The sequence below is a fragment of the Terribacillus aidingensis genome (genome assembly GCF_900215625.1).
Taxonomy (GTDB): Bacteria; Bacillota; Bacilli; order Bacillales; family Amphibacillaceae; genus Terribacillus; species Terribacillus aidingensis.
This window is the reverse complement of record NZ_OBEK01000001.1, coordinates 380,585-404,918: the sequence shown is the minus strand read 5'-3', so window position 1 is coordinate 404,918 and position 24,334 is coordinate 380,585. Positions and strand designations below refer to the sequence as shown.

The window sequence follows — 24,334 nt, the reverse complement described above, 5'->3', positions numbered from 1 at the left end:
CAGAAAAAATATGATATTTAGGAGGACGCAGCAATGCTGCCGAAAGTAACGATTATTATCCCTTTTTACAATGATAAATATGTTCCTATCGCCATTCAAAGTGCTTTGGATCAAACGTACCCGAATACAGAAGTAATTGTAGTAGACGATGGGTCTACGGAAGAGGTTGATAAAATTCAGCCTTATATGGAGCAAATCACTTATATACGAAAAGAAAATGGCGGCACAGCCACTGCCCTTAACTACGGTATTCAGCATAGCACCGGGGAATATATAGCGTGGCTAAGCTCTGACGATATGTTTTTACCGCATAAGATTCAAGTGCAAATGGACTATATGCTAGCCAATAATGCGCCAGTCAGCTTTTCCAACTATCATCTGATGGATAAAGATAATGAAGTTTTCATTCCTTGGTGCGGCAAACGCTTTTCTCCTACGAATAATTTAAGAGAAGTTTATGAAACTTTCCTGACAGTAAATCCCGTCAACGGGTGCACTATTGTAATCCGTAAAGATGTCTTAGATACAACCGGAGCCTTCAACCCAGGATTTTTATATACACATGATTATGATTTGTGGTTCAGAATCCTGCTGAGCGGTTTTCGCATGCATTACATTGACCAGCCACTCATCCACTTCCGTTCACATGAGGGGTCTGGAACGTCTAGATTTCAGCCGCAAATCATTCACGAAATGAACACAATTGAAACACACTATCGTCCGATTTTAGAAGAATACTTGCAAAACCACCCTACATTCTATTAAAGAAGGAGTTTATCTTATGAAAAAGAAGCAGATAGCATCATTAATTAAGCGCGCACCTGCTGGCTATCAGATACCAGATAAACGCCTCCTTCCGTTTATGACACGATACGGCAAAACAAACTAGGAGGCCTGGTGTAAATGAAAATCTTAATCGTTTCCTACTATCCACTCCCGTATGTTGGAGGGTTGTGGACAGTTGTAAGCAATCTACGTAATGAATTGACAAGAACAGGCCATGAAGTAGATATCTTAGCGCAGAATGAATCGCTGACCGAGTATCGAATACTTGGACAGAAAGCTCCTTTTCAAGTATCAGACGTAGAACCTTTTATTGAAGAAGAAATGCAAGTTACCTTCCCGAAGCTGGAACCCTTTACCTCCATTTATTTAACAGAGGTCTTAAAATACACCTTAGAACTAACCGGACTCGCACTAGATCTATCTAAATACGATATCATCCATGCGCAGGATGTAATTGCAGCAGCGGCTATCGACCGGATTAAGCCTGCTCACATTCCTATAGTAACAAGTATCCACGGCTATCTTTCAAAGGAAATAGCATTATCAATCCAAGGGCGCCACCCCGATATAACAACAGAAGAACTTTATGAGAGTTTCGAATACCAATACAACTTGCACTTGGAACATATAGGCTGTCATGTTAGTGAGTTAATCCACACACCAGCTACTATCACAAAAGTAAATCTTATAGAACAGCACAGTATTCCGGAAGCAAGATTTGACCATTTTCCTTATGGAATAGATATAGAAGCCTTTCGCAATAGTCCACAGCAATTAGAACTTATACCAGCTAAAAAGAAGCCGGTTATTTTATTTGCAGGAAGAATCGTCCAAGTGAAAGGTGTGCACATTCTCGTAGAGGCTTTGCGCCAGCTAAAAACAATTTCTACAGATTGGGAATGCTGGATTCTTGGCACTGGAGATGGCGTGAAGGCTATTAAAAATCAAATAAAAAATGCAGACCTTACAGAAAACATTAAACTCTTTGGTTCCGTACCGAACGTAAAAGGCTTCCTCGATACTGCTGATATCTTTGTATCGCCAAGTCTGCAGGATACACAGCCGTATTCTGTCATCGAAGCACAGCTCAGCGGTCTTCCTGTTGTAGTAAGCGATGCTGGCGGCTTACCCGAAATGGTGCAAGAGGGTCTAACAGGATTGCTCACAGAGACAGCTAATCCAGAAAGTCTGGCACAGCAGCTGGCTCGCTTGCTTCAGGATGCCCCGTTCCGCCAGCAGCTGGGCAATCAAGCAAAACAATGGGCTGAACAGCAATGGTCGCTAATAAACATGGGAAACAATACCTTCAGTTTATACAAGAAAGCACTCGGGCTACCAGATTGAACATGAAAATAGATTCATCTGCCATGGGTTGGCTGTCCCTTTCACAATGAAGCACGAATCATACAATATGATATCTTCATTAAGAGAGGAGGACTTTATCATGACTATACTTCTTGATGCAAGAACATCCCAGAATGCTAGTACGGCAGGTTCCATTGCCTCACCGATTTTAGTTGGTACACCAGTTTTGTTTGGCCAAATCGGTTTAGTAGTAACAGAAGCAACAACGCCAATCCGAGTGCAACTGAGTGGTATCATTACGCTGCAGCTTCCCTTGCTTCCTGCACTGACTAGTATTACAGTTACAATTGTTCGAGGCACAGCTCCTACAGATCCAGTTGTTTTCTCAGCTACTTCCAACTTAGATTTGGAAATTCTCGGTCCCCAATCCTTTTCTTTCGTCGGATCAGATTACAACGTACCTGCACCACCAAGCGGACAACTGACGTATACAGCTTTCGTATCGTCAAACTTACTTGGTACTGTTCGGGTAGGTCCAGAAAGCTTGAACGGAATTGCGTTTGCCGAGTAATTTTTAAGAGAATGAGCAATTTTTGCTTGTCCTCTTTTCTAATAGCCCTGTCTGTTATGCCGATATTTTCATATTATATGGAAGAGAGGTGGTGAACTACATGGGTTACTACTGGCCAGACTGCAATCAAAAGCCTAGACGCAAATATATATGCAAGAAAGAAGAATGCTGCGAAAAAGAAGAGGAACACGAGTGTGAGTGTGAGGAGAAATGCGATCACAAGTGCGAAGGCGGCACACGATGGGGAGCGTCATTCCTGACACCTCCTTCCCCGCCATTCCCATATTAATAAATAGCTAACGGCATCTGTATAAGATGCCGTTTTCTACATACTTTTTCATGTTAGGAAGCGATTCAGGCAGGGTAAACAGGAACCGTAATAACAGAGGAGGTACCATAATGAACCCTAACTATGAGAAGTGTATCCAAGCCTGTTTCGAATGCTTGGAAGCCTGTAATAGCTGCTATGATGCGTGCTTACTGGAAGATAACGTTAAAATGATGGCAGATTGCATTCGGATGGACCGAGAGTGTGCGGATATGTGTGCGTTTGCTGTTCAATCAATGCAGCGAAACAGTCCATTTGCCGAGCAAGTGTGCACCCTTTGTGCAGAAGTATGCCAAGCTTGCGGCGAAATCTGCCGCCAGCATGAAGCAAAACATTGCCAAGATTGCGCGGATGCGTGCTTTGCTTGTGCAGATGCTTGCCGTACAATGGCAGCATAATTCGAAAAAGACTGCCAAGAAAGATGGCAGTCTTTTTCATTGTTTTAGGTCATGTTAAGTTTATTGCTGAAGCCGTCTCGAGAAGGACTCGACCAGCAGTACTATCGCTGCTGCGGCATGAAGCAGCCAGCCGACAAATGGAATCCAACCCAGACAAGAAGCAATAATCCCTACAATACTGCCGGCGAGCGGCCCTTGAACTCGGACAGCCAGCAGGAGTGTAATAATATGCAAAACAAGCATGATAACTAACGGCATCCAGCCATTCGATACAATAATAATTGCACCTAGAACAGGGATTGCCAAAACTGCTTCCATAATTCCAGTAATCAATTTCATCATTCTCACTGCAGACATTCTATTCCGCCTCTCTATGCACATACTCAATTACTTACATATACGTATCATACAGGAAATTGTTTCATACGGAAAAAGTTCTATTCATCTAGCATATTCTGTCGTATAATGGTACGTCTAGTTTTATAAAATACATTTTTTAGAAACAAGGGAGATGACAATGACAAAGAATCCGATCATTCAATTCAACAATGTCATAAAGCAATACGATAAAGAAGCCACCATCTTAGACAGCGTCAGTTTCGAGATTGAGCGGGGTAAATTTTATACCCTTTTAGGTCCCTCGGGCTGCGGCAAAACCACGATACTCCGTTTGATTGCCGGTTTTACAGAACCAACTTCTGGCGACATGCTGTTTGATGGGAAACCACTAAACAAAATACCTGCCAATAAGCGCTCCGTTAATACGGTATTCCAGGATTATGCTCTGTTTCCGCATTTAAACGTTTTTGAGAACGTTGCTTTCGGTTTGCGCATTAAGAAAATGCCGCAAAAGCAGATTGACAAGAAGGTAACAGAAGCTTTGCGCTTCGTTAATCTTGCTGGCTACGAAAAACGAGAGATCAGCGAAATGTCCGGCGGTCAGCGCCAGCGTGTTGCGATTGCTCGAGCAGTGGTCAATGAACCCGAAGTAATCCTTCTGGATGAGCCATTATCCGCACTTGATTTAAAATTGCGTACGGAGATGCAATACGAGTTACGTGAGATGCAGCAGCGCCTCGGCATCACCTTTATCTTCGTCACACATGACCAAGAAGAAGCACTGGCACTTTCAGATGAGATTTTTGTCCTGAATAACGGAAAAATTGAACAAAGCGGCACACCAACAGATATATATGATGAGCCAATCAACCGCTTTGTGGCAGACTTTATCGGAGAATCTAACATTGTTGATGGACGGATGATCCGGGATTATGAAGTAGAGTTCACCGGCAAGCGATTTGCTTGTGTAGACCAAGGTTTACAGCCGAATGAACCTATTGAAATTGTCATCAGACCCGAGGATTTGCATATAACAAGCGCAGATTCCGGTAATTTGCGCGTCAAAGTGGATTCCCAGCTGTTCCGCGGCGTTCACTATGAAATTTCCAGCTATGATGAAGCCGGAAACGAATGGCTTGTCCATTCAACGAAGAAAGCGGTTGTCGGCGAAGAAATCGGCCTTGCCTTCGAGCCGGAGGCCATTCACGTTATGCGACTGAATGAAACAGAAGAAGAATTCGATAAACGATTAGAGGCATACAGCGATGGAGAATAAGTCAACTCGCAGTCTGTATATGATTCCTTATGTAATCTGGATTGCTTTCTTCGTTATCGCACCAATTCTGCTCGTGCTGTATTATTCTTTCCAAGACTTGAATGGGAATTTTTCGTTAACGAATTATCAAAATTTCTTCACTCCAATCTATTTGGAGATGACTTTAAGTTCTTTTTGGTATGCGTTTCTGATTACACTAGTTACGCTGCTCTTTGCTTATCCAACAGCTTACCTGCTGACAAAATTAAAACACAAGCAGCTCTGGCTCCTATTAATTATCGTGCCAAGCTGGATCAATTTGTTGTTGAAAGCTTATGCTTTCCTGGGAATTTTCGGCACCTACGGGATGGCAAATAAATTGCTGGAAGCAATCGGCATGGGATCAAAACAGCTGTTATTCACGGATTTCAGCTTTGTGTTCGTAGCTGTTTATATTTTCATTCCGTTTATGATTCTGCCTATCTTTAATTCGTTGGACAAGCTGAATGCAACCTATTTGGATGCGGCAAACGATTTAGGTGCTTCCCGCTGGACGACATTCCGCCGAATTGTCTTTCCGCTAACAATTGATGGTGTGAAAGCAGGATGTCAAATTACGTTCATTCCTGCATTGTCCTTGTTTATGCTGACTCGCCTTATTGCAGGCAGCCAAGTTATTACACTCGGCACCGCAATCGAGCAGCAGTTCCTTGTCACGCAGGATTGGGGCATGGGATCAACAATTGCCGTCTTCCTGATCATCTTTATGTTCATTGTTATGTTTGCAACTGGAACGAAAAGGAGGAGAGCACGTGGATAAGAGGATTTCTCCCCTGTCACGGATATTTTTGATTGTCATGTTTGCACTGCTATACTTACCAATCTTTTATTTAATCTTTTATTCCTTTAACAGCGGCGGAAAAATGTACGGATTTGAAAGCTTTACGCTCGATAGGTATCGAGAGCTGTTTCAGAACACCAGACTGCTTATTATTGTGTTAAATACAGTTGTTATTGCGCTGCTGTCTGCTTTGATCTCAACTATTATAGGTGTGCTGGGTGCCATGATGATTAATAAGGTACGTTCTCGCCGGGCGAGAGACAGTCTGTTGTCCTTGAACAATATACTCATCGTCAGTCCGGATGTTATTATCGGCGCCTCTTTTCTGATTTTGTTCACAATAGCAGGATTAAAGCTCGGCTTTTATTCGGTATTGCTTTCGCACATAGCTTTTAGCATTCCAATTGTCGTGCTGATGGTACTGCCAAAGATTTCGGAGATGAGTCCATCTCTGCTGGATGCAGCAAGAGACTTAGGCGCTTCTCGCTGGGAAGTCATGACCAAGGTAGTTATACCTTACATCACTCCCGGAATATTCGCCGGCTTCTTTATGGCTTTAACTTATTCACTGGATGACTTTGCCGTTACGTTCTTTGTTACCGGAAATGGTTTTACAACATTGTCAGTAGAGATTTATTCGTTAGCAAGACGTGGTATTTCATTAGATATAAATGCACTTTCCACTATTATCTTTCTTATAACGATGGTAATTGTGGTCATTTATTACCTAATTACAAACCGAACCAAGAAAGCACCTGATATGGAGGTGTTCAAATGAAACAACTTGTTCGTTTGGCTGTCGTAATTCTGGCAGTCTGCGGTATCCTGCTCTTCACAATTTCACGCTTGAATGCCTCGCAAGGCTACTCGGGCAACAATACACTCACTGTGTACAATTGGGGAGATTATATCGACCCCGAAGTGTTGGACAGCTTTGAAGAGGAAACCGGCATCACGGTCATTTATGAGACATTCGATACCAATGAAGCGATGATGACAAAAATTCAGCAAGGCGGTACAAGCTATGATATTGCCGTTCCTTCTGAGTATATGATTGAAAAGCTGAAGGAAGAAGATTTGCTGCTGCCGATTGACCACAGCAAGATTCCGAACTTGAAAAATATTGATGAGCGATTTTTAGATTTATCGTTTGACCCGGACAACAAGTATTCAATCCCATACTTCTGGGGAACGGTTGGGATTGTTTATAACAGTAAACAACTTAACGGTATGAAAATAAACAGCTGGGACGATCTCTGGAATCCAACATTAAAGAATGAAATTATCTTCACAGACAGTCCACGTGAAATTATAGGTATGGGACTAAACAGCCTTGGCTATTCGTTGAATGATACAGATCCTCATCATTTGCAAGAGGCTTATGATAAGCTAGTCTCTTTAAAACCGAATGTAAAAGCACTGCTTGGCGATGAGAACAAAATGCTGCTGGCATCCGGTGAAGCATCTATCGGCGTCGTATGGTCAGGTGATGCATCGGAAATCATGTCGGAAAATGAAGATTTAGATTATGTGCTTCCAGAAGAAGGATCCAATCTTTGGTTCGATAACATGGTCATTCCGAAAACGGCCAAGAATGTCGATGCCGCACATAAATTCATGAATTACATGCTCGATCCGAAAGTTGCAGCAAAGAACACGGAGTATGTAAGCTATTCCACACCGAATGAGGAAGCATTACAATATATGCCAGAAGAAATGGTGAATGACAAACGTTTTTACCCATCACCCGAACAAACCGAACGACTAGAAGTTTATGAGAACCTCGGACCGGAAAAACTGGGTCGTATTAATGAGTTATTCCTCCAATTTAAAATGGAATAAGCAAAAGGCATGTGTCTAGTGACACATGCCTTTTCGCTTTATATTAGGACAAGTCCGCTCCATCAGATGCAATTACTTTTTTATACCAATGGAAGGATTTCTTCCTGCTTCGCTCTAGTGTACCGCTACCATCATCATGCTTATCTACATAAATGAAGCCGTAACGCTTCGAATACTCCCCAGTAGATGCACTCACCAAATCGATGCAGCCCCAGCTTGTATAGCCCATTAAATCAACGCCGTCTTCTATCGCTTCTCCCATCGCTTGAATATGATTACGCAAGTATTCAATACGATAGTCATCATTAACACTGCCGTCTGCTTCTACTTTGTCATACGCACCAAGACCATTCTCAACAATGAACAATGGCACTTGATATCGATCATACATATCATTCATTGCAATACGCAGACCTAGCGGATCAATTTCCCAGCCCCAATCACTCGCTTGAAGGAATGGATTTTTCACGCCGGACATCATATTCCCCTGCGCCTTTTCTTCCTCGGTTTTTTCCGCTTTTTCGGTACGGGACATGTAGTAGCTGAAACCGATGTAATCTACTTTTCCTTTTTGAATTGTTTCCAAGTCACCTTCTTCTATCTCAAGCTCTACTCCTTGCTCCTTCAGGAAACGCTTAGCAAAGGCTGGGTAAGCACCGCGTACCATCACATCACCGCAATAGTTATTGAACAGGCGTGCTTCCTGATTGGCATAAAAGACATTCTCCGGGTTGCTGTCAAAGGCATACACAGGTGCATAGATAATCATGCAGCCAATCTGAGCTTCTGGATTCACTTCGTGGCAATACTCCACTGCTTTTGCACTAGCTACAAACTGATGATGAAGCCCTTGTGCAACAGACTGATACTTATGCTCACCAGGCTGGATGGAGAATCCAAGGCTCATAATAGGCATCACCAGTCCGCTGTTAATTTCGTTGAATGTCATCCAATATTTCACTTTATCTTTATAACGATCCAGCACAGCTTTTGCGTAGCGTTCAAAGAATGTGATAACTTCACGGCTCTTCCAGCCGCCATATTCCTTTACTAAGTTAACCGGCATCTCATAGTGTGAAATCGTAACAACTGGCTCGATACCATGCTTATGCAGTTCATCAAATACACGGTCATAAAATGCCAGACCCTCTTCATTCGGCTCCAGCTCATTACCTTGCGGGAAAATACGTGTCCAAGCAATTGACATCCTGAATACCTTGAAGCCCATTTCGGCAAACAACGCAATATCTTCTTTATAGCGATGATAGAAATCAATTGCTTCATGGTTTGGATACGTGTACTTATCTGTATCAATATCAAAATTAAAGCCAGGTTCAGCCAATATGCGCAGGCGCTGCTTACCACCTGGCAGGACATCTGCAATATTTAAGCCCTTATTCCCTTCATGGAAGCCACCCTCCATTTGGTTAGCGGCAGTAGCGCCGCCCCAAAGAAAGTCTTTTGGAAATACTGTTGTGTTTGTCATCGTTTCTCTCTCCTTCGCAAATTAAGATGCTTCTTTTGATGCTGCGTGTGGTACTGCTAAATCTAATAGTGCTTCTCCCGTGCTGACAGTCCCTTCAGCTAGCGCAGTAATATCTTCGTACTCCGCCGTATTGGTAATAATGACTGGTGTAATCAAATCATATCCAGCAGCCTGGATTGCTTCTTTATCAAAGGACAGCAGCTTTTGACCTTTGTGCACTTTAACACCTGATTCAATATGTGCTGTGAAATGTTCCCCATTCAACTTGACTGTATCAATACCTACATGAATCAGCACTTCCGCGCCATTTGAACTCTTCAAGCCAATCGCATGCTTGGTTGCAAACACCGTAACCACTTCTCCGTCAATTGGCGAAACAACTTCACCTACGGATGGAAAAATAGCTGTTCCTTTGCCCATAATTTCCTGGGCGAATGTCGGGTCACTTACTTCTGCAAGCGGTCGAGTTTCTCCTGCAATTGGGCTTGCAAGAACTTCTGAAGTTTTTTCTGTTACGATTGCTTCTTTTTCCGTATTTTGATCGGCAGTTGTTGTTTCTTCAGCAGGTGATAGGACATCTTCGAAACCAAGAATCCACGTTACCACTGCTGCAGAAACGAACGCTAACAAAAGACCAAAAAGTGCAAAGACAAATTCAGGTCCAATCAAGACAGGAATACCCGGAAGGCCAACAATACCTGCAATGATATAAGCTTTCACATCTGCAATTCCATACAGTGCTCCACCTATTGCAGCACCAATCAACGCGGCTACAAATGGCTTCTTCAACTTCATGTTTACGCCGTACATAGCTGGTTCTGTAACACCCATTACTGCTGTTATTGCTGTTGTATAGGACAATGATTTAAACTTTTTATTCTTCGATTTAAGCGCAACAGCAAAAGCTGCTCCTGCTTGGCCAAAATTGGCAAGAAACATTGCTGGAATAATGTAATCATAGCCATTTACTGCAATGTTATTAATTACGATTGGCGTAAACGCATAATGCATCCCAGTCATGATAATTAGCGAGAATGTACCCGCCAGCAGAATGGTAGCAAAGATACCTGCATGCTCAAACATAAAACTCATGCCAGTAGATAGATAGTCACCAAGAATGGCACCTAGAGGCCCAACTGTAATTAATGTGACTGGGACTACCACCAGCAAAGTTATAGTTGGTACGACAATCAGCTTTAATGACGCATGTGTGATGCGATCAATCCACTTCTCTACATAGGAAGCAATCCATATAGCGAGCAAGATTGGAATAACAGTAGATGAATACGTTGCAATCGTCACCGGCAATCCAGCAAAGGAGATGTCTCCTCCTTCTGCAAACATCGCAGTTAGTGTCGGATGGAGCATGGCTGCAGCTATTGCGGCAGCTATATATGGATTAGAGCCGAATTTACGCGCTGCACTAATTGCGAGTAAAATTGGCAGGAAGTAAAACGCACCATCACCAATTACTGTTAGAATTTGATACGTTTGTGATGTATCCTGCAGCACACCAAGTGTTAATAATAGCGCTGTGATCCCTTTGATCATCCCCGCTCCAGCGATCGCTGGAAGTATCGGTGTAAATACACCAGAGATAACATCAAAGATAGAACTAATGACGTTTTTCTTTTCTTTCGATCCACCTTGTGTATTACTTGATTCACTTAACCCGCTGCTCGCAATGATTTCTTTGTATACTTTTGGTACTTCATTCCCGATAATCAGCTGGAATTGACTTCCGCTGATATTAGAGCCGAGTACGCCATCCACTTGTTCCAAAGCCTGCCGATCTGCTTTGCTGTTGTCATAAAGATTAAAACGAAGACGCGTCATACAATGAATAACACTTTGAACATTTGACTCTCCGCCTACTAATTGCAAAATCTCTTCAGCTGTTTTACGATGGTTCATGTTAGACCCTCCATTCTGGGATAGTGTGATGAGGATAAAGGGTGCCGCCTTTTCCTTTTTTCGCTGATAAGCCCTATTTGGTACACAAAAAAACCCAAATTACACCCTGTGCACAAAGTCGCCTTTGCTTAAGGAATATAATTTAGGTTTTGCCTGCTTATCAGTAACAATCCTAAAGGATAGTTGTATGCTGTTGTTTTTTATTACACTCATAATTTATCATGTAAGCGTATACTTGTCAACGCTTACATGATAAATTTTTAATCCGGCATTACAGAGATAAGTTGCATGGTTCTAATATAAAAAACGGAATTACCCATTTTAACTGTGATATAATCCGGCTTCGCATCGATAAGAATGTCACGGTAGCCGTTACCAGGTGATCGACGACAATTCTTCCTCCGATTATACTTTGCAGTAATTGACATACATAAGGCTCTGCTTAGATGTGCCTATACATTAGGATGCAAAGCTTGTTTTAGCTTAGCAGCTCCTTCTTCCATTGCTTCACGCGCTTCTTCTACATGCGCTGAGAATCCGGCAAACCCGTGAATTAAACCTTCATAATTCCTAACAAACACATCAACACCCTCTTGCTGCAGCTTGGCTGCAAAAGCTTGTGCTTCATCACGAAGCGGATCAAACTGAGCAGTCAAGATTGCTGCTGGCGGCAATGTATGCAGCAGCTCAGAATGAATCGGTGCTGCATGCGGATGAAGACGATCTGCATCCGTTCGGTAATAATGTGATCGGAACCAGGTCATTAAGTTCTTGGATAATAAATATCCTTCTGCATTTTCATTTAGCGAAGCCGGTTCCTCACCGATGTACCCAGTAGAAGGATATAACAGCAGTTGGAAAACTGGCTTCTGTCCGCCTCTTTCCTCTGCCATCAGACAAACAACAGTTGCTAAGTTTCCGCCTGCACTGTCACCGCCTACAGCAAGCTCGCTGCCCTCAACTCCCAGCCTATCTGCATGCTCTGCTATCCATTGGAACGCATCATACGCATCTTCTACTGCTGCCGGGAAACGATGTTCGGGCGCCAGCCGGTAGTCAACAGAGATAACGGTGCACGCTGCCGAGTTTGCCAGCTCACGACATGTTGCATCATGTGATTCAATACTGCCGACAACCCATCCGCCACCATGATAAAAAACAAGAGCGGGCTGCGTCTTATCCGCTGACCGATAAATTCGGATCGGCACTGACCTGTCTTCTAAGTCTATTGTACGATCTTCTACCTTAGCCACTTCTTGTTTTAGTGTATCGCTTTGCATCCTCGCCTGACTCCGAAACTGTTCAGGTGACACGTTTTCCAGCGATATTGGCTGCGCATTTACCTCTTCCAGAAATGCTTTAATTTTTGGATTTAATCCCATTGTTCAAACTCCTTCCCTTTCCTTCATACTAAAATATTTTCCACTATTCCCCTACTATTTAAACACAGTTGCATTGCGGCAGTCTTCGAGAAGGTTTACAATAAATGAATTGATAAGGATGGGGGTACAGCACGTGAAAAAATCAACATACATTTGGTTAGGCATTGCATTGTTTGCAGCGGCTTTAAATCTACGGCCTGCTATTAACTCCATTTCTCCACTCATTGAAACCATTCAGACAGAGTTACATATGAACGCATCCAGCGCAAGCCTGCTCACCTCGATACCTGTTTTGTGTATGGGCGTCTTCTCACCTGTGGCAGCAAAGCTGGCGAATCGTTTCTCACTTGAGTATGTGATTGCCTGGTCTTTAGGTATTATTGGTATTGGTACGATTATCCGCTTTTTCTCCCATACTTCCTTTTTCCTGCTCATCACAGCTTTTTTAGCAGGAGTAGGTATAGCTGCGGCTGGCCCGCTTCTTTCCGGTTATATAAAGAAATACTTCCCTCACAACAGCGCATTTATGATCAGCATTTATACAGCAGCTTTGGCAGTTGGCGCAGGGGTTGCATCCGGCGGCGTAGCACCTATTCAGCATCTTTTTGATTCTTGGCAAATTGCGTTAGCATCTTGGTCCATACTGGCATTGCTTGCTATTGTAATCTGGGTTCTGGTTGTACTGCCTCAGAAAAAGAAAGATCGTGCTGCCCAGACTTTCGGCGGAGCCGAGAAGTTACCTTGGAATCAGTGGAATGCATGGCTGCTCACCTTTTCTTTCGGCGGTATGGCTTTTATCTTTTATTCTTTGACCGCCTGGCTGCCACCTATTGTTGAGAATATGGGGTACAGCAAGACCTATGCAGCCAATCTGCTCGTTATTTTCATGATTCTGCAGGTTCCTGCTAATCTAGCAGTACCTTATTTACTAAACAGAATTCCGAGCCGTTTGTTCTGGCTTGTACTGGCCGCTATTTTTGAAATGATCGGCTTTGGCATGATTTTATTCTCCTTTCTGCCTTGGCTGGCAGCATGCTTTATCGGACTCGGTGCTGGCGGATTGTTCGCGATGAACATGCTTCTTCCCATTGACGTCACCACCACACATCAAGCAGCTGCTTCTTGGTCAGCGATGGTGCAGGCAATTGGTTATATTATTGGTTCATTCGGTCCGATAATTTTAGGCGCGGTAAATGATAGGACAGGAAGCTTCTCGTACTCTGTCTTTGTCCTGATTGCTGTCAATCTGCTCATGATTGTCATGCAGGTGTTTTCGGTTAAACGAAACTTCCAAGGATTAAAAAAATCCGCCTAACCAGAAATTGGATGATTACCAGTTTGCTAGATTGGGTATCTTATTAATACAAACCCAATCACAAGGAGGATTCAACTCATGAGTTCATTAACCAAAGACGTTTTCACTACCTATGCCGAGGACGATTCATTCGAGCTAGAACCATACTTAGATCATCTGTTTGAAATGAATGAAGAAGAATCCGATAGCGAATAAAGCAAAAGAAGCAGCGTCTGCAATACAGCTGCTTCTTTTTAATGTCCCTGTTGCTTCTGCTGTATATTTATCTAAAAAAATTTTCCTTTTATAGGTTTGACTTTCTGCGCAGAGGGCATAATTAATGCAACCCCCTTAACTTAATTTTTTACTTAAACTGTATTCGACGTTTTATTCGTTGGATACTTTTTTTTGTGTATAGATGCGGCTATAGCATACTATTAGAGTTAAATACTTTCTATCTATGGTAATGTTAAAGTTTCCAAGTTACTGAAAAACACCGAATTCAGGTGCATCCTCATAAGAGAGAATGCACTTAAGTTCGGTGTTTTCAATTGATATTCTATCATTTACACACTAAAATCTTCTGAAATAAAACTTTGGTAAAACTTATTTGACGGAACTTCATAGCCAGTTACGGTACCAAAGCGTCTCATCATTACGGCATTCCAGGCTAGGAACCAATCTCGGTCTTCGTGTATCTCATCAAGCAGCATCGGTGTCATTCCGATATGGCCGTCAAATAGATGAGCTCCAAGCTTCGCTAGTCGCAGCAAGTCATTGTCCAATTCATAATCCTTAAACATCTGCTCATACGCAAATTGGCAGCCATCAACTTGAAAGTATGGTTTAAATAATTTTTCCAGCCTGCTGTCTCCTGCCATTAAATATAAAACAGCCAGACAACCTTTATTCTCCAGGAACTCTGCATTTCCGATGCCCGCTCGCAAGTTTTGGTATTTGATTTCATGATTTTCATCACGGAATTTAATATACACGTTTCCCCCTCCTCCCGTCCGTTCTGCTTATCACCTAATAAAATTGTTGTTCCCTATCCTGTCCGCGTTAAACAAAAAAAGGCCCTGCCGGAAGACGACAGGGACAAAGTAATCAAGATGATGTGTAAGTACCGCCGTTAATATGAATGGCTTGCCCTGTCATATAAGATGCCTCATCTGAAGCCAGCATCACATAAGGCCACGCATGTTCCGATGGCTGGCCTGGTCGGCCCATTAAGCTATCTTGTCCGAACTGCTCAATCTTATCTTCGCCGATTGTTGCTGGAATGAGCGGTGTCCAAACCGGTCCAGGCGCAACCGAATTGGCACGAATCCCTTTCTTAATAAGACTTTGTGCGATACTGCGTGTCCAGGCTGTAATCGCACCTTTTGTCGCAGAGTAGTCCATGAACATTGGGTTCCCGCGATAAGCATTAATAGAAGAAGTACTTATAATGGAGTCGCCTGCTTCCATGTGGCGCACGGCTGCTTTCGTTAAATAAAATTGGGAGAAGAAATTGACTTGGAACACCTCCTCAAATTGCTCTGAAGAAATCTCCAAAACATCCTCTCTCACATATTGAATTGCTGCATTGTTGACGAGAATATTTAGTTTACCAAATTCCTCAACTGTCTTTTCGACTAAGTTGATGCAATGCTCTTCATCTTTAATATCTCCTGGCAGCAGCAAGCAGCGTTTTCCTTCTGCTTCGACAAGACGCTTCGTTTCCTCTGCATCTTCTGTTTCATCGAGGTAGGAAATGGCGACATCTGCACCTTCCTTAGCATATAATACCGCTACTGCACGGCCGATGCCGGAATCTCCGCCAGTAATAAGGGCTGCTTTTCCTTCCAATCTGCCCACCCCTTTATAGTCGAGCGGCTGATGCGGCAATGGCTCCATCTTTGCTTCAATACCGGGTTGACGATCCTGCTGGTGGGTACTTGTCTGACCATTCATCATATCTTTTGGTTTCATGGGGAAACGCTCCTTTGTTTTAATAATTGATACATTACTTTTCCTCTATTTCCCCAAAACAAAACGTCAATTGCACCCTAGCGCCATCGCTTGGCCAAGTGCTGAATCTGCTGCGGCGTCGTGCGGCAGCACCCGCCAATAATATGCGCACCAGCTTCATACCATTCCGGAGAGCAGCCAGCGAGCGTTTCCAATCCCTCTGTACCTGACCATGTTTTAGACACCGCATCGTACTGTTCACCAGAGTTCGGATAAACAATGATAGGTTTTGATGTATGTTTTTTTAGTTCCTTTACAGCATCTGTCACCACAGAAATAGGTGCACAGTTTAAGCCAATCGCCGCAATCTGCTCACTGCTAGCTGCCAGTTCTGCACAGCGGCCAAGCGGAGTTCCGTCACTAATACTATTTGCATCCCGAAGCGTAAACGTAAGCCACGCTGAAGAATCGGGAAACTCTTTTAACAGGTCGATTAAGACTTCAGCTTCTCGTAACGATGGAATTGTTTCAAAAGCCAGAAGATCTGCGCCAGCTTCCAGCAAAGCTTGAATACGAGGTCTGTGAAAATCTTTAAGTACCTCGTCAGATACTTGATAGTCCCCCCGATATTCCGAACCGTCGGCCAAAAAGGCACCATATGGGCCCACAGATCCTGCAACGAGCGGTAACACTTGATTAGGGAATTTTGCTTCTTGCCTATAAATCTCTCTTGCTTCTGCTGCTAACTTAACTGTTTTTCCAATCAAGTTCAGCGCTTCTTTCTCCTCTAGCCCCCGAGACTGGAAACCCTCAACAGAAGCTTGGTAGCTGGAAGTGATGGTACAATCGGCACCAGCTCGGAAATAATTCAAGTGTGTTTGGCGGATCAATTCTGGCTGCTCCAAAAGAATGCGCGCTGACCATAATGGGTCCTCCAGATTGCATCCTTGTCTTTCTAATTCTGTTCCTAATGCACCATCAAGAATCATTACTTTATGCTTGCTTAGCAGATGTTGAATTGGATTTCTTGGCATGACGTTGTCTCCTCTTTTTTGTATATTCGGTAATATAATAAGCAGCGTAGCAAAATACGACGAATGGAATGGTACAATACAAGGCAATTACCTGGGTCGGATCAAATGCGATACCAATAACAGATGCCAGACATAACAAGAAAGCTGTAATCGGCACAACTGGATACCATGGCGTTCGGTAGCCAAGTTCTTTATCGGCGTGACCCAATCCACGAAAACGGCGCCGGAAGAAAAATTGGGATAAAGCAATGCTCATCCATACCGCTACAACCGCAAGACCGGAAACAGATACTAAAACAAGATAAATAGTTTCCGGCGCAATTATACTCGATAGTAAAGCAAGTGCTCCCCCTCCCATGCTCCAGACAGTCGCCCGCAGCGGGATACCCTGTTTAGAAAGCTTGGCAAAGTATTGCGGAATAAGCTTTTTATCTCCTAATGACCACAGCATTCTGCTCGAAGCATACAGCCCTGAATTCGCAGCTGAAAGAATTGCTGTCAGAATAACAAAGTTCATCACATCCGCAGCATATGGTATTCCAATCCGTGACAGTACCGTTACAAAGGGGCTTTCGAGTACCCCGGCTTCTTGGAAAGGGAGCAAGGCTGATAGCACAATAATGGTCCCGACAAAGAAGATAACCAGCCTGATGACTGTAGTACGAATTGCTTTTGGCACAGTTTTCTGCGGATCTTCTGTCTCTCCTGATGCAATACCAATTAACTCGGTGCCGGAAAAAGCAAAATTAACTGCAAGCATTGTCAAAAGAATGGCAAAAGCACCATTAGGCAGCAATCCAGCATCAGTGAAGTTCGTAAACAACGGTGCAGTTTCTGTTTCTTGCATCGGGATCATTCCGAAAATGGCAGCAGTTCCAATTAAGATAAAAAGAATAATAGCAGCTACTTTTACGAATGAAAACCAAAACTCTGATTCGGCAAAGAACCGAACAGCAACACTATTTAAGAAGAATACTAAACCAGCAAACAGTGCACTCCAAATCCATACATTGATTTGCGGAAACCAGCGCTGCATAAGCAGTCCGGCAGCTGTAAACTCTGAGCCTAAAGCTACTGTCCATGTCAGCCAGTACAGCCAAGCAACAACATATCCTGTTGCTGGTCCTATGTATTTATGTGCATAGCTATGAAATGCTCCTGTTTCCGGCATATGCACTGCAAGCTCGCCTAAACAAAGCATGACGAGGTAAACAACTAACGCCCCAATTAAATAGGCAAGCACCGTCCCAAACGGACCAGCTTGCTGGATCGTGTAACCCGAGCTTAGAAACAACCCTGTCCCAATTACACCGCCAAGTGAAAGCATAATAAGATGACGCGCCTGCATGTGTCGTTTAAAATTTCGTTTCGATGTCATATTACAGCCTCATTTCTATCAATCAAGTATTTTGTCAACAAAAAAAGCACATCCATGAGGATGTGCTGAACTGACAAATAATCTGCGAACGTCTCATCTATCAGGTGGCAACCACCCGCTGGAATTAGCACAGTATCATTGCGACCTGTTGCTGAAGCTTCATCGGGCCAGTCCCTCTGCTTCTCTGGATAAGATTATGGAATTGCATTTACAATATCATTAGCTGTCAAAAAAGTAAATAAAATCTTTTAGAACTGCAGCACTTTTGCTTCATATGGTTTTAATAGGTAAAGCCCTTCCAAGAAGCCTCCTTGGAGCACATCCTGATATGTTTGATCCAATTCAATGGCTTTTTCACTTTCACTGAAGTTCATGATGAACACATAAGTGGTGTGGGCATGGAAACGGGCTTGGATAGAAACACCTTCTTCTTTTTTAATACGAACAGGCGCGACAATTTGCTCTTTTATCAGCAGTTCCTCGTAGAATTCCTCTTGAAATGCATCTTCCAGCCTGCCGCCAATATAATAAGCACTGCCCTCCCCATAATCATGTTCGGTAACGGCAGGTGTTCCTGCATAAAAATCTTTTTCATAGCTGCCAATCGCCTTTGCTCCATGAAGCTCCAGTACAGTGGCGTAGTCTTTTAATTCATACTGCTTCCCTTTGTACTGTACACTGTTGCGATCCGCCGGGTACAGTGTGTCTGTTTCGGCAGGACACAACCCAAAGATATTCGCCAGTTTCTCCTGCCAAGCTCCAGGGTGCACTAAGTCATGCTCATCTGCCACACCGCTAATATAGGTCATCACGAGTCGTCCGCCCGCTTGCACAAACTTCTCTAGCTTTTCTGCGGTTTTGTTTTCCATCATGTAAAGCATAGGCACAACCAAAAGCTTATACTTTTGGAAATCATGCGTTTTCCCAATCACATCAACCGGAATATCACGTTTCCAAAATGGCCGGTAATGCGCATGCATTGTCTTGATATACTGTTTGGACTCCAACCCATAACCTTGCGCATCCTCCAGCGCCCAATCATTCTCCCAATCATAAAGCAAAGCCACTTCCGCCGTCCGATGTGCACCTGCTAAGCCCGCCAGTTTTTCCATGTTTGCGCCGAGTGCTGCCACTTCTCGGAAGACGCGGTTATCCGGCGAACGATCATGATCGACAACAGCTCCATGGAACTTTTCCGTTGACCCGCGTGATTTTCGCCACTGGAAATATAAAATGCTATCCGACCCGTGCGCAATCATTTGCATCGAGGAGAGTATATGCATACCAGGCCGCTTTGCTTTGTTCACCGGATGCCAGTTGACCATACTCGGTGTGTTCTCCATTAAAAGAAACGGCTGATCTTTCATTGTACGGTACAGGTCATCGATAAACCCAACTTTCATCGCCAGTTCGGCTGTTGTTTCCCAATCGTTATGCCAAGTCGGATACGCATCCCAGCTGATCACATCAATTTTTTCTGCAAATCGCTGATAATCCAGACCGCGGAAAGGTATTAAGTCTGGGGTGTCTGCCATAAAATTCGTCGTTACCGGGATATCCGGTGTAAGCTCACGAATGGGAACCATCTCATTTTCCATGAATCGCACAGTCTGATCTGTCACGAACCGCCGCCAATCCAAGCGCAAACCATGAACACCATCCTCACCATTCGGTGATGGAGATTCTACCTGTTCCCAATCTGTGAATGTATGGCTCCAGAACGGCCCCCACCATGCATCATTTAACGTATCCAAACTGCCATCGTAGCGCTCTTTTAACCACTCACGAAAAGCAGTCTGACACCGATCACAATGACAATCACCGCTGTATTCATTGGAAATATGCCATAACAGCAGCGCTGGATGCCCGCCGTATCTTTCTGCTAGTTTACGGTTCATGTTTTGTGTCTTCTCTAAATAAGCAGGAGAGGTGAAGCAATGATTATGCCTGCCTCCATGCAGCTGTTTGACTCGAGCTGCGTTAACCCGAAGAACATCTGGATACTTTTGCGATAACCAAGCAGGACGCGCTCCGCTTGGGGTAGCCAGAATTACCTTCCCCCCAAAAGCATGAATATCATCAAAAACCTTATCAAGCCATTCGAAGGTGTATACACCTTCCTCCGGTTCTAAAGCACTCCACGCAAATATACCGACAGAAAATGTATTCGTGTTTGCTGCTAGCATGAGTTGAATATCCTCTTTTAAGACATCAGGATATTTCAGCCATTGATCTGGATTATAGTCTCCGCCATGAAGCAGAAATGATGCGTTTATGTTACGTTTTTTGTTGGTCATCCCCGTTTCCTCCCGCACTTAGTAAGCGTTTACAATATATGATACGCCAATCATCTCTATTCTCCTTCTTAAAAGAAGTATTCCTTGCTCCCCCCTTCCGCATATAGTACACTAACCGTAACTTAATAAATTTAATTAATAAAGTTAAGGAGGCTCTATAATCATGACTCGCATTCCTAATTTGACAGCTGAGTTCCAGAAAATTTTTCAAACAGCAGAATTACCTCGCCGCTTCTTCGCTCCCGGCAGGATCAACCTGATTGGAGAACATACAGATTACAATGGCGGTCACGTCTTCCCCGCAGCCATCTCCTATGGTACGTATGCTTTAGCAGCTAAACGCCAGGATAACTTACTGCGATTTTATAGTATCAACCTTAATGAAAGCGGTATCATTAATTCTTCTTTGGAAGATCTCAGCTATCGCGACGAAGATGGCTGGGCGAACTATCCAAAAGGCATGCTACTTTACTTACAGCAATACGCTGACAAAATGAATGCTGGCATGGATATTCTTTTTTACGGAAATATACCAAACGGCGCAGGCCTCTCCTCTTCTGCTTCTATTGAACTTGTAACTGGCGTCTTGGCGGATCAAATGTATGACATTGGAATTGACCGAATTCCATTAGTTCAGATTGGGCAGCGTGTAGAAAACGAATATATCGGCGTGAATAGCGGGATAATGGATCAATTCGCAGTCGGCATGGGCAAACAGGGGCACGCTATACTGCTTGACTGCCAATCGTTAAATTACCAGCACGCCCCTCTAGATTTGACCGAGCACGTCATCTTAATAGCGAATACGAATAAACAGCGTGCGCTATCGGGTTCGAAATATAACGAACGCCGCTCCCAGTGCGAAACAGCACTGCGGGATTTACAACAGCACTTGCCTATTCAAAGTCTCGGAGAACTTACACCAGAAGCATTTGAACAGCATTGTACACTGATTAGCAATCCAATCAACATAAAGCGCGCCCGCCATGCTGTCTATGAAAATAATCGAACAATCGAGGCTTTGAAGCAGCTGCAGAAGCATGACTTAATTGCTTTCGGGGAATTGATGAATGAATCGCACTGTTCACTGCGTGACGATTATGAAGTGACTGGCAAGGAGCTGGATGTACTTGTTGAAGCTGCATGGTCACAACCGGGTGTTCTTGGAGCCCGCATGACAGGTGCTGGATTTGGCGGCTGTGCCATTGCGCTTGTTGAAAAAGACAAAGCAGAAGCTATTCAGGCAGGGATTCAGCAGCGCTATGAAGAAGAAATCGGATATAAAGCAACTTTCTATACAGCTACAATCGGTGACGGCGCGAAAGAATTAGCATAAGGGATGTGGGACAGATGATTTATTCAGATATTGAAGCTTTATTGGAACAAACATGTCAGGAAGGCTTAATCAAGGAACGAGATAAAACGTATGTACGAAATCAAGTAATCCACTTGCTTGGGATGAACAATTACCCGATGCATAAAATCCTGACAAGTGAAGGCTCTATACCAGATTTAGTCGATCGAATAATAGACTACGCTGTTAATGAAGAAATCATTGATAATGTGTTAGATGAAAAGGAGATGCTTGCTGCATCTTTAATGGATTGCTTTATGCCTCGTCCTTCCACTGTACAGACACTATTCGATTATTATTATGACGAATCACCTGAAAAAGCAACCGACTATTTCTACAATCTAAGTAAGAACAGCAACTACATTCAAATGAATCGGATCAAGAAAAATATTTCTTATAAAGCGCAAACAAAATACGGGGAGATGGATATAACCATCAATCTGTCTAAACCTGAAAAAGACCCGGAACAAATCAAACGCGAGCGAATGATAAAGCAAGATGTTTCTTATCCTGCTTGTGTGCTTTGCAAGGAGAATGAGGGCTATGCCGGGAGGATTGGTTATCCTGCACGCTCTAACCACAGACTCATTCAGCTTTCCTTGCAAGATGAAACATGGTATCTCCAGTACTCTCCTTATGTGTACTATGAGGAACACAGCATTGTACTGTCAGAGGAACACCGCGATATGAAAATAAATAAAGAAGCATTTGCCAGATTGCTCGAATTTGTAGAGCAATTCCCCCACTACTTTATTGGCTCCAACGCAGATTTGCCCATTGTAGGGGGCTCTATTTTATCGCATGATCACTATCAAGCTGGACGATATACATTTGCTATGACAAATGCAGAAGAACAGTATACGTTTCCTATACACGCCCACCCTGATGTCAAAGCTGCTGTACTCAATTGGCCGCTCTCTGTCATTCGCCTGCAAGCGAGTGATAAAGAAAAACTAACAGAAGCTGCCGAAAGTATACACTCGTTCTGGTATAACTATGATGATCCCGATGCAGAAATTCAGGCTTATACAGATAAAACACGCCATAACACGATCACACCAATTGCAAGAAAGCGTGATGATATGTATGAACTTGATTTGGTTTTACGCAACAACCGCACATCCGCTACGCATCCGCTAGGTATCTTTCATCCGCATGCAGATGTTCATCACATCAAAAAAGAGAACATCGGCCTAATTGAAGTGATGGGACTAGCGGTGCTTCCTCCCCGGCTGAAGGAAGAGCTGGAGACCATTTATAAATTTTTATCCGGGGAAGTGGATAATGTAGATCCTGCCCAGCAGGACTGGGCGCAAGAACTGCGCGATAAGCATGGTTTTCTGCACAACCAGCAATATGCCGAAGAAGTAGTTCGCAAAGAATTAGGAGAGAAATTCGTCCGAGTACTTGAGGATGCAGGTGTTTTTAAAGACGATGAAACCTTTCAGCGCTTTATCACAAAACTAAATCAGAAAGTGGTGTCGAATTGATCGAAAAAACTCCATTACAAGATGATTGGATGTTGTACACAGTTACCAATTCTAACGGCATGAAGCTTGAAGTGCTAAACTTCGGAGGTATTATTACTTCATTAGAAGTTCCAGATAAGAATGGCAAACTGGAGAATATCGTGCTGGGTTACCGCAATTTGGAAGATTACAAAGCTAATCCGAACTATTTTGGCGCGATTATCGGGCGAGTAGCTGGTCGTATAGAAGATGCCCAATTTGAGTTAAATGGCAAGGTCTATCCTTTGCCGGCAAACGAAGGCAACCACCATCTGCATGGCGGACCGGAAGGCTTTCATCAAGTCCTATGGGATGTAGAGACATTCGAGCACGGCCGAACGAATGGCCTCCGACTTTCCTACACAAGCACAGATGGTGAAGGAGGCTACCCTGGTAAATTAAACGTAGTCGTCACATACACATTGACTGAGGATAATAAGTTCGCCATTCTTTATGAAGCAACTACTAATCAAGCTACACCTGTCGCACTAACCAACCATACCTATTTCAACTTGAGCGGCGGCTTAAAAAGATCAATTGCAGAGCAGCAAGCAATGGTTGCCAGCAGCCATTTCACGGAGCTAGATGAAGAGCTCATCTCTACAGGAAAGCTGCTGGATACGGCAGGCACACCCTTCAATCTGCAATCATTCAGAACGCTAGCTGATATTTTCAGTGCACCTCATGAACAGCTTCGGCTTGCAGGAGAAGGAATTGATCATTATTTTCTGTTCTCTAACAATGAGAAGCCGAAAGCTGGCTTATATGATCCGGCAAGCGGCCGATTAATGACAATGGATTCGAATCAACCAGGTCTTGTTTTGTACACGAGCAATGGGCTTGATGATACATTAGAATTAAAAGAACGCCAGTCGGAGAAATATTTAGGAATATGCTTTGAAACGCAAGCTTTTCCAGCCGGCTTGCATCACAGCGGCTTTCCAAATATCATTTTACAGCCAAAGGAAACATATCGGAAAGAAACCATCTTCTCTTTTTCCGTTAAGTGATGCTTTACCCCATATCGGATCTCTGAGAGAACGTTATTTGATCTGCGCAAAACCAAAAT

General features: G+C 43.5%; 22 protein-coding genes and 1 riboswitch. Of the genes, 12 read left to right on the top strand and 10 right to left on the bottom strand.

Features of this window, described 5'->3' with window-relative positions; genetic code table 11:
* Window positions 1-33 precede the first annotated feature (33 nt).
* From CRO17_RS01950 to CRO17_RS01935, 4 genes are all read left to right on the top strand, one after another.
* Complete coding sequence (locus CRO17_RS01950) at window positions 34-765, top strand: glycosyltransferase family 2 protein (RefSeq protein WP_097038757.1); 732 nt, start codon at window positions 34-36, stop codon at window positions 763-765.
* 138 nt (window positions 766-903) lie between these two features.
* Window positions 904-2,130, top strand: a complete 1,227-nt coding sequence (locus CRO17_RS01945) for a glycosyltransferase family 4 protein (RefSeq protein ID WP_097038755.1) — start codon at window positions 904-906, stop codon at window positions 2,128-2,130.
* A 100-nt stretch (window positions 2,131-2,230) separates the two neighbouring features.
* Window positions 2,231-2,662, top strand: a complete 432-nt coding sequence (locus CRO17_RS01940) for a hypothetical protein (protein WP_097038753.1) — start codon at window positions 2,231-2,233, stop codon at window positions 2,660-2,662.
* A 399-nt stretch (window positions 2,663-3,061) separates the two neighbouring features.
* Window positions 3,062-3,388, top strand: coding sequence for a four-helix bundle copper-binding protein (locus CRO17_RS01935; protein ID WP_097038750.1), 327 nt, complete (start codon window positions 3,062-3,064; stop codon window positions 3,386-3,388).
* Window positions 3,389-3,448: 60 nt separating this feature from the next.
* On the opposite strand, the gene CRO17_RS01930 is transcribed toward CRO17_RS01935, so the two are convergent.
* Window positions 3,449-3,745 (bottom strand): hypothetical protein, encoded by a 297-nt coding sequence (locus CRO17_RS01930; protein ID WP_097038748.1) that lies wholly within the window; start codon window positions 3,743-3,745, stop codon window positions 3,449-3,451.
* A 160-nt stretch (window positions 3,746-3,905) separates the two neighbouring features.
* Between CRO17_RS01930 and CRO17_RS01925 the strand changes: the two genes are divergently transcribed.
* The 4 genes from CRO17_RS01925 to CRO17_RS01910 are packed head-to-tail and all read left to right on the top strand — an operon-like array spanning window position 3,906 to window position 7,665.
* Window positions 3,906-5,003 (top strand): ABC transporter ATP-binding protein, encoded by a 1,098-nt coding sequence (locus tag CRO17_RS01925; RefSeq protein WP_097038746.1) that lies wholly within the window; start codon window positions 3,906-3,908, stop codon window positions 5,001-5,003.
* On the top strand, window positions 4,993-5,802 hold the full coding sequence (locus CRO17_RS01920) for an ABC transporter permease (protein WP_097038744.1): 810 nt from the start codon (window positions 4,993-4,995) through the stop codon (window positions 5,800-5,802). Before CRO17_RS01925 ends, CRO17_RS01920 begins: the two co-directional genes overlap by 11 nt.
* Complete coding sequence (locus tag CRO17_RS01915; RefSeq protein ID WP_097038742.1) at window positions 5,795-6,601, top strand: ABC transporter permease; 807 nt, start codon at window positions 5,795-5,797, stop codon at window positions 6,599-6,601. Before CRO17_RS01920 ends, CRO17_RS01915 begins: the two co-directional genes overlap by 8 nt.
* Window positions 6,598-7,665 carry an ABC transporter substrate-binding protein gene (locus CRO17_RS01910; protein ID WP_097038740.1) on the top strand — a complete coding sequence of 356 codons (1,068 nt, stop codon included), beginning with the start codon at window positions 6,598-6,600 and terminating at the stop codon, window positions 7,663-7,665. Before CRO17_RS01915 ends, CRO17_RS01910 begins: the two co-directional genes overlap by 4 nt.
* A gap of 43 nt (window positions 7,666-7,708) precedes the next feature.
* On the opposite strand, the gene CRO17_RS01905 is transcribed toward CRO17_RS01910, so the two are convergent.
* The 4 genes from CRO17_RS01905 to CRO17_RS01890 form a co-directional block, all read right to left on the bottom strand.
* The gene (locus CRO17_RS01905; RefSeq protein ID WP_097038738.1) at window positions 7,709-9,151 is read right to left on the bottom strand and encodes a glycoside hydrolase family 1 protein; all 1,443 of its coding nucleotides are present in this window, start codon (window positions 9,149-9,151) and stop codon (window positions 7,709-7,711) included.
* 21 nt (window positions 9,152-9,172) lie between these two features.
* Window positions 9,173-11,065, bottom strand: a complete 1,893-nt coding sequence (locus tag CRO17_RS01900; protein WP_097038736.1) for a beta-glucoside-specific PTS transporter subunit IIABC — start codon at window positions 11,063-11,065, stop codon at window positions 9,173-9,175.
* A gap of 260 nt (window positions 11,066-11,325) precedes the next feature.
* The gene (locus CRO17_RS17990; RefSeq protein ID WP_097038734.1) at window positions 11,326-11,493 is read right to left on the bottom strand and encodes a DUF2642 domain-containing protein; all 168 of its coding nucleotides are present in this window, start codon (window positions 11,491-11,493) and stop codon (window positions 11,326-11,328) included.
* A 24-nt stretch (window positions 11,494-11,517) separates the two neighbouring features.
* The gene (locus tag CRO17_RS01890) at window positions 11,518-12,447 is read right to left on the bottom strand and encodes an alpha/beta hydrolase (RefSeq protein WP_097038732.1); all 930 of its coding nucleotides are present in this window, start codon (window positions 12,445-12,447) and stop codon (window positions 11,518-11,520) included.
* Between the two features lie 133 nt (window positions 12,448-12,580).
* On the opposite strand from CRO17_RS01890, the gene CRO17_RS01885 reads away from it, so the two are divergent.
* Window positions 12,581-13,762, top strand: a complete 1,182-nt coding sequence (locus tag CRO17_RS01885; protein ID WP_245864552.1) for an MFS transporter — start codon at window positions 12,581-12,583, stop codon at window positions 13,760-13,762.
* A gap of 545 nt (window positions 13,763-14,307) precedes the next feature.
* Here CRO17_RS01885 and CRO17_RS01880 read toward each other — a convergent pair.
* The 5 genes from CRO17_RS01880 to CRO17_RS01860 form a co-directional block, all read right to left on the bottom strand.
* Entirely contained in the window at window positions 14,308-14,736 is a 429-nt protein-coding gene (locus CRO17_RS01880) for a hypothetical protein (protein WP_097038728.1), read from the bottom strand.
* Window positions 14,737-14,848: 112 nt separating this feature from the next.
* The gene (locus CRO17_RS01875; RefSeq protein ID WP_245864550.1) at window positions 14,849-15,715 is read right to left on the bottom strand and encodes an SDR family oxidoreductase; all 867 of its coding nucleotides are present in this window, start codon (window positions 15,713-15,715) and stop codon (window positions 14,849-14,851) included.
* Window positions 15,716-15,792: 77 nt separating this feature from the next.
* Window positions 15,793-16,728: a homocysteine S-methyltransferase gene (gene mmuM / locus CRO17_RS01870; protein WP_097040029.1), complete on the bottom strand. Its 936-nt coding sequence runs from the start codon at window positions 16,726-16,728 to the stop codon at window positions 15,793-15,795.
* On the bottom strand, window positions 16,688-18,106 hold the full coding sequence (gene mmuP, locus CRO17_RS01865) for an S-methylmethionine permease (protein ID WP_097038725.1): 1,419 nt from the start codon (window positions 18,104-18,106) through the stop codon (window positions 16,688-16,690). The genes mmuM and mmuP overlap by 41 nt, the downstream gene beginning before the upstream one ends.
* 90 nt (window positions 18,107-18,196) lie before the next feature.
* Window positions 18,197-18,301, bottom strand: a riboswitch (SAM riboswitch).
* Window positions 18,302-18,354: 53 nt separating this feature from the next.
* Window positions 18,355-20,403: a beta-galactosidase gene (locus CRO17_RS01860; RefSeq protein WP_097038723.1), complete on the bottom strand. Its 2,049-nt coding sequence runs from the start codon at window positions 20,401-20,403 to the stop codon at window positions 18,355-18,357.
* 163 nt (window positions 20,404-20,566) lie between these two features.
* Here CRO17_RS01860 and CRO17_RS01855 point away from each other — a divergent pair, with 163 nt between their 5' ends.
* From CRO17_RS01855 to CRO17_RS01845, 3 genes are read left to right on the top strand one after another with little or no spacing between them, the layout of a single operon-like run.
* Window positions 20,567-21,739, top strand: a complete 1,173-nt coding sequence (locus CRO17_RS01855) for a galactokinase (protein ID WP_097038721.1) — start codon at window positions 20,567-20,569, stop codon at window positions 21,737-21,739.
* A 14-nt stretch (window positions 21,740-21,753) separates the two neighbouring features.
* Window positions 21,754-23,247 (top strand): UDP-glucose--hexose-1-phosphate uridylyltransferase, encoded by a 1,494-nt coding sequence (galT, locus tag CRO17_RS01850; RefSeq protein ID WP_097038719.1) that lies wholly within the window; start codon window positions 21,754-21,756, stop codon window positions 23,245-23,247.
* Window positions 23,244-24,275, top strand: a complete 1,032-nt coding sequence (locus CRO17_RS01845) for an aldose epimerase family protein (protein WP_245864547.1) — start codon at window positions 23,244-23,246, stop codon at window positions 24,273-24,275. Before galT ends, CRO17_RS01845 begins: the two co-directional genes overlap by 4 nt.
* The last annotated feature ends 59 nt before the right edge of the window (window positions 24,276-24,334 follow it).